Source organism: Alistipes sp. D31t1_170403_E11 (assembly GCF_015553985.1).
GTDB classification, from domain to species: Bacteria; Bacteroidota; Bacteroidia; order Bacteroidales; family Rikenellaceae; genus Alistipes; species Alistipes montrealensis.
The window spans coordinates 48,463-60,742 of the sequence record NZ_JADNHQ010000010.1 but is presented as its reverse complement, the minus strand read 5'-3'; the positions used below and the strand labels follow the sequence as shown (position 1 = coordinate 60,742).

Below are 12,280 nucleotides of genomic sequence, written 5' to 3'. Positions count from 1 at the left end.
CCTCCGACAAAAGAAAAAGGCTCGATAATCATCAGATTACCAAGCCTTTTCATCAGTCGGGGTGACTGGATTCGAACCAGCGACCACACGCCCCCCCAGACGTGCCTCAAAACTAACGTAATCAACAAATTATCAATCAATTACAATACCAGAAATAGAAGCAGTTGACTTATCGGTTGATTCGACAGTCAATCATGGTTAAACAATTAGTGAACTGATAACAAGGAGAAACGCGCAAGAAAATTTTCCCCTCCTCCCTGCTCTCTCCTTTTAAGAGAGTGTATGTTGCTTTGTTATTAGTTGAAAAAGCAAGGACAAACATTGTCAAACGGTCTAATTATAGACCCCTTGTCAAAGTCGGTCCTCTTATCTTTTATATGAATTGTTCTAAATATTTCTCGTTGAAACCCGTGAGTGGAAATTTGAATACGTTCTGTTTGCCATCCGTTGTCGTATAATCAAATATGACCGTATCACTCTTTATATGGGCATCAAAGAGATTAAGGGTGTGGTTGGACTTGGGAAATGTTATAAGATTAGATAACGGAAGTACAAAAATGCCTGTCTTTCAATCTTGCGGGTCTAACTGAAAGGAGAAACCTGCTATATCCTGCCCTCGTTTGCAGAATCGAATCGCCATATCCTTTTCAGGGTCGATGTCAAGTTCAAAATAATAAGTGAATTTCAATGGTGTAGGTTCTGCTGTTTTGCGTCCTACGAATAGACAGACATTGCAATCCCGTGCGTAAGTTACGGCTTTGGCAACATAGGAGTACTGAATATCATCGACAGTCTCCGTCTTTGTCTCTCATTCAATTTTTGGTGTTTTTCTTTTCATTTTAGCTAAAATTTATATTGTTATTAAATCTTTGATTATGATGTAAATATACAAAAAATTTATGAAATATACAAGTAATATAAAAAAGGACAAACTTGGGCGGAACGGTTAATTATAGACCGTCTGCACAAGTCTGTCCCTCAATTCACGAATCAGTTTTGTCCGAAGTATTTATCAATTATTGCATATATTTTAGCTTCTAAAACTTTATCATTATCATCATAAACTATTTTATTGCCTTTTATAACTCCGAGCAGTTCCAATTCTTTTAGAGCCTTTGGCCCATTTAATTTTCCCTTTGCACCAATGAATATTAAATCAAGAGTTTTCATAAAAGTTTTGAGTTAATCCAATGCCGAAATATTAGCAAACTCTTTCCACCCTGTTGCCTGTTTATAGGCTGCAACACTTTCAGACGGGACTTTCAGTATAGAGAATGATTTTATTTCTGAAAAAGTATCACTCTCACAGGTAGGTGGTGTAATAGTTCCTATCTTGAATAATTCTAACGATTCGTTTTCAGAAAACGCCATGCTACCAATGGATTCTATTTGCGTACATGCTGACATATCGACTGTTTTTAATGACCCGAAAACAAGGTTATCATCATAATCGCGAGTAAATGCAGATGATTTAATAGTTTTAAGTACTGATCCAGCGGCAAATGAAATACTGCTTATTCCCCGACATCCACGAAATGCTGCATATTCGATTGTTTCCACGCTTGCAGGAAATACCAGTTTAGGAAGCCTTGCATTCGCAAAAGCATATACGCCAATCGTTTTTAATCCATTTGGAAAATCAATAGCAGTTAAGGACGTGCAACATGAAAAAACACCATAATAATAATCCTTATATGGCCAACTACTACTATCAGTATATGAGCCACCATCAGCAATTGTATTTAGTTTCGAATTTTTCGCAAAAGTCACAGTTTCCAAATTCTCACAGTACGCAAAAGTTCCACTTTCCAACACCTCAATACCAGCTGGAATATTGATAGATTTTAACGCTTTGCAATTATAAAAGGCACCAAAACATTTATTGTCTTCATATCCACCTTTGATTTCAGTAACTCCTGATGGTATAGTAACTTCTTCTAATTGCTTGCAATTCTTGAATAAGGATTGAGGAATAACTTGTAAGTTCTTTGGAAGAATCACCTTTTTTATAGACATGGAACTAAAACCGTTGGCAGGTAATGTTGTAAGCGGAATTTCTGATATATCGAGATATTCTAAATTATATAAATCTCGAATAGTGATAAAATCCTCATCGTTGAGATTTCCTGTTATAGTTAAGGCTATAATTTCGTCTTCATTCATATTTGATAGGACATTACCCAATGTTCCTGCCTTTTCGACGTGAATAGTATTTTGGCCTGTCTGTATCAAGTAAATATTAGTTTGCTTATTCCTACAAGTAATAGTAAATATTGCATTTCTGGGGTCTGTTCCAATATATTTATCAACAGAGAAAGTTATTGTTGCGTGCCTACCTTGGTTGTCTCCCCCGATATAACCTTCCCCGCCTTTGCTTGATGGTTGACACCATGATTCGCCACCTGTCAAATTCCATGAAAACTTTTCTCCTTCAAAAAAAGGGTTAAAGTCAAAGTAAATGTCAATAGATTGTTCTCCACCCAAGAAATCAAAATTTATTTCTTGGGATGGATAACAGTTGACTCCATTAAATGTACTAACTTTTTCATCAGAACATCCGCAAATCATCATTGCAGACAATGCAAATAAAAATAGTTTTTTCATAGTAAGATAGTTTTAGTTAAACAAGTGTTTCCAATCTTACTATCCGTCCCTCGATAGTGGATTATGGGTAAAAGAAAGCGCAGGACCGAAGCCTATTATAGTTAAGCGGGTTCTGACAAAACCTTGACAATATAATAAGCAACAGCCCCGCGCCTATCCGTAAGGATATGACGCGGTAGATGTTCGCCTATTCTCTTGTCTTTTGAACTGTCAGATTCGCTTAACGAGAACAAGCTACACTTTCCGTGTATTCAATATGTTACTGCAAAAGTAGCATATTCAGTGGAAATTGCAAAACATCTTACCCTTGCGGGTGCTGTTGCCATATCAAAATTCGTCAAAACAAAGTTTCCTTGCAATAGCACGCCTTATGGATTCAAAACTTTGTTATTCGTAAATTGAGGGAAACGTTTGCAAGATTAAGGGCGCATAAGGTCGAAAACAACGTATTGCGATATACCATTGCATCCAATTATCGACCTTACGTCAGCAGGAAAACAGAAATTAGGGCCTGCAAAATCTTCTCGAAATTGCAATGCCCCTAATCTCTGTAATTTATGATTTTGCTATATCGATATGCAAGCCGAGTTTCATTCACCTGCAATCTTCTGTATTGCGGCGTCCATGTAAATAGCTTGTCCGCTCGCTAACCTGCCCCACCAATAGCAACCGTATTCGTCGATAATAACCTCTCCCTCTCGTTTCAGTCGTTCTGCCAACCATGAATCAATCAGCCACCATTCCATGACATCACCCAAGAATGGATAGATATATTCTTCGGGAAGCAGGTGCTTGTTCAGCATTTCATCCACGACTGCGGTTTGATTCATCAGTACGCAGTTCTCCACTAATCGCCGTGCTGTCATAATAGGTGCTGTTGTGTGGCTATATTACGGAGCCATTGATTAGCGAATGTCGTGTGGTCTGCCTGTAAACGACGGTTCAGCAAAACACCCTCTTCCGTCCATCTAACGCTGTACTGCTCCATGCCCATATAATCATTACGGTAATAGTAGGGAACGAATTGCTGGCTTTCTTTGTGCAGGGCAATAATCATTTCAGGGTCGCGCATGGCATCGCCGTTCTGCTCTCCATAATGAGCCAGCGAAATGTGGTTGTACTTTTCCGTGCGGTCTATCAGCTCAATGTATACAGGCATATAAGTACCGTCCGAGTTGTCGATTTTTGATTTTTGCAGAGCCAATAATCCACGCAGGATTTCTGACGCCTTTCTGTCCAATGTTTTCATGGTTTTGATTTAATTTTCACATTAGATAAGGGGAGGGGGCTTTAGTTCATGTATCTGTTCGTGGGCAGTATATATGCAATTTTTATAATCTTGGGCTTATTGAGTGAGTGCCTACGGCACGCCATATAAAGATGAATAACACAATTAAAAGGTCTATATAAATCGAATATCCACAAAATATGTCATTCTCTTATTAAATGGGAAAAGCCCTGCATGCGTAAGCATGGGGGCTGTATATGGATTATTATTTGCTGGCTGTTATTCAAATGCAAAACCTTTGAAATCTTCCTTATCGAGTTTGTTTTGCTCTACCTGTTCTATAACTGCATTATATTGCTCCTGCATATCCAGAGCCTTAATAAAGTAGGGCAACGATACCTTATCAGGCAGGTTCTTGCATCGTTTATTGAGTTGGTAGGTTATGCTTATTGGCTCTATACTCGATAAGCCTATTGCATTGTACTTGGTAAGCAAAACAGACATTGCCCGTCTATCTCATTTAGGAGAATCGACACCCTTTAATTGGCAGAAATCACATATCTCCTTATAAATCCCTGCATTGGTCTTTTTAACAGAGGAATTGATAAAACAGCCTGCTGTTAGTTCATAGCCCTTTGCAATCTGCTTTATAAGCCCTAATTGCTGGCACTTTTTAATGAGGACTGTGGTTGTGTTCCTCGATAAACCGATACTCTTTGCAATTTGGGATATACTTCATTGAATGGTATCCGTATTATTAAGGCATATTGCCTTTAATAAGAGCAGAAACCCTGCAATCTTGGCGGGATAGTTCCTCTTAAAGAAACTGTTATCCAAAAAGAAATAGTCTTTAATAGCGGGCTTTATAAAGTAAGAATTACGTCTTATAAATCCTCTATCTGCATCTTCTTTAATGGTAGTCTGCACGGTCAGATAACCTGCGTCTTTTAAGCGTTTAATGCTCCGTCGTATAGTTCGTTCATCCAATCCCGTCAGTAAGGATAGTTTTTCCTCTGCTATATGGGATATGTTCGTCTTGTAATTGGAGCAATATTTAATGGTCGCTCACACGTAAATATCAATAGGCTTACTGTTGCCCGTCTGAAAGTTCACGATTGATTTGGGAATTACGGCATAATTCATCGTTAGCAATGGAATTTTGATTGTTCGTAAATATGATTTCTTTTAAGTGTAGCAGTTTTCGAAAGCAGGCCACCCCGTAATGGTCTTTGACCTGTTTGCGGTTATCGAATCACCTGCGGTCTTTAATGTGGTAGTACATGGTCGGGACGACTTTAATAGGTAGTGTATAAGTAGGTAATGTATATATAGGACACTTTTGAGCAGTTTGCATAGGACAGTTTTGAGCAACTGTCTATTCTGTCATTCAAAAACCTACTATCTCTTTAATTGGAATCTTCCATATTTTCTGATTCTGAATCTATACTTATAAAGGAAATCTTCATTTCACACTCAAAAAATGTGGTAACACGACGCAAAGAAAAGGCAGACGAATCTGCCCTTATAGGAACTGCTCAATTTGTAGTGTGGGATTCTTTGCTGAATTGCCTTGCAAATATACTAAATATTTAATCAAAAGTCAAGTAATTTAATAAATATTTTCAACTGTTCTCACGGGAAAATTCAATAGTGTAGACCGAGTGAATCAGCCTGCCCTTGTCCGTGCAAAATGACTTGTTCATGTCGATGTATTGCATTTTGTTCTAAAAACCCTATAAAACATGTTTTTTTTGTTCTAATAGGTAGGTAAGACATTGTTTCAGAGGTCAAACAGAACAATTTTACATGCTATTTTGTTCTGTTATTCCTCTGTTTGTTATTCGTGCAGGCTTTCATTATCTTTGAGAAACCGAAAATTTGTACGACTATGAGCTATACGATACCGCAAAATTGCATGGACGAAGAAATGAAGTATGCACTCAAACTCTACGATAAACTCTGTTGGTACGATGGAGAATATTTAGACAATGGTTGGCTTATGCTTTTTCACAGCCGATTGGTAATTGATGCTATCAAACCTCCATTCAAATATGAAGCATTCCTCGATAACAAAGATATTATCGCCACAATAGAGGGGTACGAATTGGATGTAGAAAAATTCTGGTTCGCCCTGCTGTTCATTTACGATATTACGAAGGATTTTGGAATAAATGCAGCGGATGCCAGCAAATCGGATTATGATATATTGGTTGAAATCAACGATTATTTGCAGAATCATCCACAAGCCGTTCTTTACCTGTCGGACGATAAGGAGTTACGCAAAAGCGAGCGTTACGAGACCAACAGCCCTTTGATATTGGAGAATCTACGCCATTTCGTAAAGTGGGAACTTGATAAATATGAAGAAACTCCCCAATTAAAGGTATGGACGGATGGCATTTTGCAGGATAGCTATACGGAATCGTTAGGGGCGGCTCAACAGCAGGTGTTAATGTACAAACTATTCAAGGTATTGTTCGATGTCCTCGGCCTGCCCGATTTAAGAGCCAAGAAAGGCGAAACCGCATCGTACAGTAAAATGCTTCTTATCTCCCGCATCATCTATTTCTGTCGATTAACCTCAAACGAATCTTTCATGTTCGAGAGTTCCTCGCTGAAAGGTATTCTGAAACAATATGGGGATTTCGATTTCAACCAGCGGCGACCCAAAAGCTATACGGGTGATTTGAATCTCCCCAAAGATGAGGGTGAGTAAATCGGCCTGTGTTTTACTCCCTAAAATCTGAAAATTTTGCCCACATCTTTGCAGTGTCGAAAGGGATAAGCCTAACGACCTGCAAGCCCACGGGCAAGGCGAGCAGAATAATAGATGCCCCTCCGTAACAGGAGTACTTAAAAGATATGGCAAATGCTATCATTCCCGCAGCCGAGGTCGCTGCAAACGTCGAGAACAAGAACAACGCCGTTAAGGTAAACGCACCCAAGACGGAACGCCGCCGCGAGTACAACGCCAACAAGCGGCACGAGATTCCCGCCCTGTGGAAAGTGCTGGGCAAGGCTCGGCCCGTGTTCACGGTGCAGATCAGCAAGACTAACGAGGTAAAGGCAAGCTGTATTCAACGATTTATGCCTGCCCTCTACCCAGACCCGTCGCAATTCTGGATTGAGTTCATGGAGCAGGTGAACATCCTTTTGGACAGCCGACGATTCTGCCGCGAGTGTATGACACTCGGCTACCAACCAGAGAACGTGGCAGAACACGTGGTGTTCCTCGGAAGCGCACCGATGCGAAAGGTGTTACGAGAGGGTGTGCAAAACACGTTAGGCGCGTTGATTCAGTTCTACAAGGAACGCTTCTCGCCTGTCGAAGCTGACAATTACCGAGAGGGTGCAGTAGAGCCGCAGGTCGCCGCAAAACCTGCAAAAGACGAAGAGGCCGCATAAATCTACTTGCCATAGTAGGAAAAAAAGGGGTTACGGATTGCACCGTAGCCCCTTTATTCGTTCATAGCAGGTGTTGCATAGCCGCGTCAATTTGGCTGTTTTCGAACGCTCCCAAATAAATCTGTGTGGTTTTCAGACTATGGTGGCCCAACGCCTCGGATATGATACCGATATTCACACCCGATTTCTTCAATACGGTAGCAAATGAATGCCTCGCCACATAGGTTGTAACCTCGGCTGATATTTTCAGATTTTGAGCCAATTTTCGCAATTCCACATTTACTTGGTGGCAGACCTTATGCACCCTATTCCTTTTCTGAATGGGTGTTATATGCAACCGCCCATCGAGTATAGGGAACAGATACCCTGCATGTTCGCAATAATCGCTATACCGTCCAATAATCTGCATGGCATACTCTGACAACGGTACATTGATTGCCCCGTGCGTTTTCTGACGTTTATAGGACAATCGCCCGTCCACAATATTGGCAGGCGTAAGATTAGCCACGTCCACAAAGGCAATACCGCCGCACAAATAGGAGAATACAAATACATCGTGTGCCAAACGGTACAAATCGCTTTCAGCAGAGCAATCCGCATCGACAATCTTCATCACCTCCTCCTTGCTCAATGCCCGTTTGGGGGTTCGCGTGTCGAACTTGCTCACTTTGTACTCCTCCCCGAACGGGTTTTTCTCTTTGGCAACCGCTTTTGCCTTAATTGCTCGGTTGAACACGGCCCGCAATGTCCGCATCTGAAAACTCAATGTGGTGTCTTTATTTCCTCTCGCCCGCATCCAAGCCTCGAACTTTTCCAAAAACACGGCGTCAATCGTACCGAACGTATAAGTCAATGCACGCCCCTTGTTGAAACTGCGCAACACGCCATAGGAATTTTGATAGGCATAGGCCGTTCCTACCGCCCCTTGTGCTTTGAGGTCTGCAATCAACTTTACATAGAACTCCTCGACACTCTGCGCCCGTATCTCCTCTTTGGATTCATGGACGAGCGTACGGGGCGTGAACTCCTCCTGCATAGCCTCTTTCGACAGCACAAGCGCATTGCACTCGCCGACGGCACGCAGAATGACCTGCTGAATGTAATTCCGATTGGGGCAGTTTCTCTTGGGCTGGTTTGCGGCAAAGTCCCAATAGCGGGCGTGTACGGAGATACCCAAACTTTTCATCGTCCGTTTGCCGCCCTTACAGATACGGAGCATGATGGGTGATTCTCCGTTTGTCAGAATTTTGTGATGGTAACATACAACCGAAACAGTTGTTTTCATTGGATTGTGGTTGACTTCTCGGTTGACTTTTCTCGTCAACCAGCGCGTCAATCGCCCTATTTCCGCTCGGAACACGCAAAAGAAAAAGGCTCGATAATCATCAGATTACCAAGCCTTTTCATCAGTCGGGGTGACTGGATTCGAACCAGCGACCACACGCCCCCCAGAGGTGAAATTTATTTTTTCCGATAAAAGTAATTAACTTTATTTTAGTATATTTACATCATGTACAGAGAATTGCGATTTTGACTTATTGTCATCTATTGCGATTTTTCTTGTACCACTTTTGTACCACCAATTATTTTGCATCGGAAAATGGCCTACTCTGTTCGCATCGTTTTACGGAAATACAAACCCAACTCAATGGGGTATCACATTCTCCAATTATGCGTCACTAAAAATAGCAGTCGCAAGCGCATCAGTCTGAAATTATACGTCAATCCGGCCTATTGGGACAATTCGGCCGAACGACTTATCATCGAACGGAATCTGAAAGGCGAAAAGCAGCGGGAGGCCAATAAGAAACGGATTCAGGACAATGCCTTTTTGGACAAAGTCAAAGCCCGCGCCCGCGAGATTATCGAGAAATTCGAGATAGACGGCATTGACTGGACGCTGAATCAATTTGAGGACGCATTTTTGAATCCCTCCAAGCAGGGCAAATTCTGCGCATATCTTGAAAATCATGTCCAAACGCTTCGGGATACCGGACATACGGGCAATGCCAAATGCTATTTCGAGACGCTTCGATTGCTTAAATACTATGACAGCAAGTTGAATCAACGGCTGTTTTCCGACATCGACCTGCGTTATGTACGCAATTTCGATACATTCCTCCAAAAACGGGGTTGCAAAGGCAATACCCGCAAATATTATTTCAAAGCATTGCGGGCAATCTTGAATCAAGCGAACCGAGAAGGCGTCGGTTCGGAAGCAGCCTATCCTTTCGGGAAAGGCGGCTTCGAGATCGCCAAGCTGGAAGAAGCGACAGAGAAGCGTTATCTTCCGCCTCAAGACTTGCAAAAACTCAAAGATACACCCGCACAGAATCCGCAGAACGAATACGCACGACAACTCTTTCTGTTCTCCTATTACTGCTACGGAATGTCGTTCGTCGATATGGCCTACCTTACGACCGATCATGTTCAACGACTGGCCGACGGGAATTACATCGTCTACAAACGCAACAAGATTAAGCACCAAAAGAACGTAACCGCCATCCGAATCCATATCACGCCGGAGATTCAAGGATTGATCGAACGGCTGAAATCGGCCTCGCCAACCGTCGATAACTATTTGTTACCGATCATTACCTGTTCCGGCTATACGGGCGAGAAACTATACAACCATATCCGAAGCCGTTACGCCAAATATCAAAAATATTTGAAATCGTTGGCCGAAGAACTCGGCATCGACTATCATTTGACAAGCTATGTGAGCCGTCATACAATGGCAATGACTTTGCAATACAATAAAATTCCGCGCGAAATCATTTCGCAGATGCTCGGCCATGCCGACCTCGAAACGACCAACACCTACCTCGACAGCTTCGACAACAAGGTAATCAACGAGGCGGCAAAAGTTCTGTAATTTTAGTATATTTGACAAAAATTCATGCAATATGATTACTCATATAAAAATCAATGGTTTTAAGTCATTTCATAATTTTGAAATGATGTTTACTCCATTTACAGTTATTGCTGGAATTAATGCCTCGGGAAAAAGTAATTTATTCGATGCATTAGAACTACTATCAGCAATTGCAAGTGGAAAAAAGACTTTAAAAGAAATATTTAGAGACCAACGAGGGGATTTTATTGAACTATTCACCAAATACGACGAACAACATTATGTTAGCCAAATGACCTTTGAGGTCGATATGTTGGTGGACAAAAATATTACAGACGCTTGGGGAGCATCTGCCAAATTAAAATATACACGTCTGCAATATTCATTGACAATACAACGTGTAACGGGGGAATATGGCATTGACGATCTAATTGTTACTAACGAACGGCTTGAAACGATCAAGCATGATGACGACCAATGGGTTAAGCTTATTTCAGCACAAGATAGAGGAAATTGGCGGCCTAAAGTGACTACAGGGAAACGAGGAACCCCCTATATTTATACAGAAAATAATAAAGGTCAACTTACGGCTTATGTCCCCCAAGATGGCGTAGCAGGAGGGAAAAAACGGACTTATCCATTAATAAATGCGACACAAACAGTTTTAAGTAGCATAGGAACTATTGATTTCCGCCATATATTAGCAGCAAAGAATGAAATGGAAAATTGGCGGTTTTTACGCTTCAACCCGGAACATTTAAGACAACCTACCAGTAAATATACCGGTGCTGATAAACTCACCCCATCTGGACTTAATTTGGCTGCCGTACTTTATCGAATAAAACAGGAAGATGAATATTCATTGATAGAAATCTCAAGAGAGCTAAACCGATTCATTCCCGAATTTACAGGTGTTGATGTTATCGATGATGTAGAACATAATCAATATGTAATTTACCTGCAACAAAGGGATGGTAAAATATTTTCATCCAGAGTTTTATCGGAGGGAACTTTACGTTTACTTGCTTTATGTATAATTGAATATGATAATAAAGTAAAAGGAATAATATGCTATGAAGAGCCAGAAAATGGGATTCATCCTTTTAGGATCAATGCTATGGCTCACTTGCTATATAATATTTCCACTGATTTTTCAGACCAGCATGCACCTCTACGCCAAGTAATTATTAACACCCACTCTCCTGTTGTTGTTAAAGACATTTTCGCTTGGGAACACAACGATCATGTTTCAATATACTATTCCCAAATGCGATCACGAACAACCAATATTGATCAATCCAGAGTTAGAATCAATATTACTCGCATGATTCCAGTTGTAAAGGAACTTGATAATATCAAATCCGACACTACCGGACAATTAGAGTGGAAATACAATATTTACAGTAATGAAGAACTAAAGGCCACTCTCTCAACTGTTGAATCATTACTAAATATGTCGAATACTACTATAGAAGAAGAATAATATGGGGAACTACGTTTTTCTTAATATATGTCTATATACTGAAGGGACAACAGATATTCGATTTTTAGAAAATATTGTTCAACAAACATATGAAAGAGCTGCAATACAAGCATATGGCGAAATTGATATAGAGCTTCATGTTATAACCATCGATAAAACAGGCCTGAATTTCACACAGCAAGTATTAAAAGCTGCTCAAAAAGCCAAACAAGAATATGGTGCTACAATAATCTGCGTACACTCAGACGCAGATAGTTCAAGTATTGACAACACCTTAAATACTAAATTTGTTCCTGCGCAGAGATGCTTATTGGAACAGGAGAATGACTCTTGCTCAAAAATTTTAGTAAATCTCATCCCTGTTCACATGACGGAAGCATGGATATTGGCAGACAAACGACTTCTTAAACAACAAATTGGAACAACGCTTTCAGATACAGAATTAAATCTAAATAAGGACCCAGAGAGTATTAGTAATCCCAAACAAGCTATCGAAAATGCAATTAGAATTGCAAGACAAAATATCGTAAAGCGACGTAGACGCAATCTTGGAATTGGAGAATTATATGCTCCATTAGGACAATTAATTAATATAGACCAGCTAATGGACTTAAAATCATATCGCCAATTTTGGGATAATGTAATTAATAGTTTAAAGCAACTCAATTTAATGAGAGCTAATTAGGTTTATTATTTTTTGTATATT

At 40.5% G+C, this 12,280-nt stretch carries 11 protein-coding genes; 5 read left to right on the top strand and 6 right to left on the bottom strand.

Annotated features, from left to right (window positions below):
• Nucleotides 1-990: 990 nt before the first annotated feature.
• The 5 genes from I2E69_RS14310 to I2E69_RS15470 all read right to left on the bottom strand — a co-directional run bounded on the left by I2E69_RS14310 (nt 991) and on the right by I2E69_RS15470 (nt 4,555).
• Complete coding sequence (locus tag I2E69_RS14310) at nt 991-1,170, bottom strand: hypothetical protein (RefSeq protein WP_195461903.1); 180 nt, start codon at nt 1,168-1,170, stop codon at nt 991-993.
• Nucleotides 1,171-1,182: 12 nt separating this feature from the next.
• Complete coding sequence (locus I2E69_RS14305; RefSeq protein ID WP_195461902.1) at nt 1,183-2,604, bottom strand: leucine-rich repeat protein; 1,422 nt, start codon at nt 2,602-2,604, stop codon at nt 1,183-1,185.
• A 590-nt stretch (nt 2,605-3,194) separates the two neighbouring features.
• Nucleotides 3,195-3,470, bottom strand: a complete 276-nt coding sequence (locus I2E69_RS14300; RefSeq protein ID WP_195461901.1) for a hypothetical protein — start codon at nt 3,468-3,470, stop codon at nt 3,195-3,197.
• Entirely contained in the window at nt 3,467-3,853 is a 387-nt protein-coding gene (locus tag I2E69_RS14295) for a DUF6908 domain-containing protein (protein WP_195461900.1), read from the bottom strand. Before I2E69_RS14295 ends, I2E69_RS14300 begins: the two co-directional genes overlap by 4 nt.
• Nucleotides 3,854-4,348: 495 nt before the next feature.
• On the bottom strand, nt 4,349-4,555 hold the full coding sequence (locus tag I2E69_RS15470) for a hypothetical protein (RefSeq protein ID WP_410489120.1): 207 nt from the start codon (nt 4,553-4,555) through the stop codon (nt 4,349-4,351).
• A 1,165-nt stretch (nt 4,556-5,720) separates the two neighbouring features.
• Here I2E69_RS15470 and I2E69_RS14290 point away from each other — a divergent pair.
• Together I2E69_RS14290 and I2E69_RS14285 are read left to right on the top strand one after the other, a co-directional pair.
• On the top strand, nt 5,721-6,548 hold the full coding sequence (locus I2E69_RS14290) for a hypothetical protein (RefSeq protein ID WP_195461899.1): 828 nt from the start codon (nt 5,721-5,723) through the stop codon (nt 6,546-6,548).
• A 146-nt stretch (nt 6,549-6,694) separates the two neighbouring features.
• Nucleotides 6,695-7,237, top strand: a complete 543-nt coding sequence (locus tag I2E69_RS14285; RefSeq protein ID WP_195461898.1) for a hypothetical protein — start codon at nt 6,695-6,697, stop codon at nt 7,235-7,237.
• A gap of 61 nt (nt 7,238-7,298) precedes the next feature.
• On the opposite strand, the gene I2E69_RS14280 is transcribed toward I2E69_RS14285, so the two are convergent.
• Nucleotides 7,299-8,522, bottom strand: a complete 1,224-nt coding sequence (locus I2E69_RS14280; protein WP_195461897.1) for a site-specific integrase — start codon at nt 8,520-8,522, stop codon at nt 7,299-7,301.
• A gap of 303 nt (nt 8,523-8,825) precedes the next feature.
• Between I2E69_RS14280 and I2E69_RS14275 the strand changes: the two genes are divergently transcribed.
• The 3 genes from I2E69_RS14275 to I2E69_RS14265 are packed head-to-tail and all read left to right on the top strand — an operon-like array spanning nt 8,826 to nt 12,259.
• Nucleotides 8,826-10,112, top strand: coding sequence for a site-specific integrase (locus I2E69_RS14275; protein WP_229095549.1), 1,287 nt, complete (start codon nt 8,826-8,828; stop codon nt 10,110-10,112).
• Between the two features lie 31 nt (nt 10,113-10,143).
• Nucleotides 10,144-11,574, top strand: a complete 1,431-nt coding sequence (locus I2E69_RS14270) for an AAA family ATPase (protein ID WP_195461895.1) — start codon at nt 10,144-10,146, stop codon at nt 11,572-11,574.
• 1 nt (nt 11,575) lies between these two features.
• Nucleotides 11,576-12,259 (top strand): DUF4276 family protein, encoded by a 684-nt coding sequence (locus tag I2E69_RS14265; RefSeq protein ID WP_195461894.1) that lies wholly within the window; start codon nt 11,576-11,578, stop codon nt 12,257-12,259.
• Nucleotides 12,260-12,280: the final 21 nt, after the last annotated feature.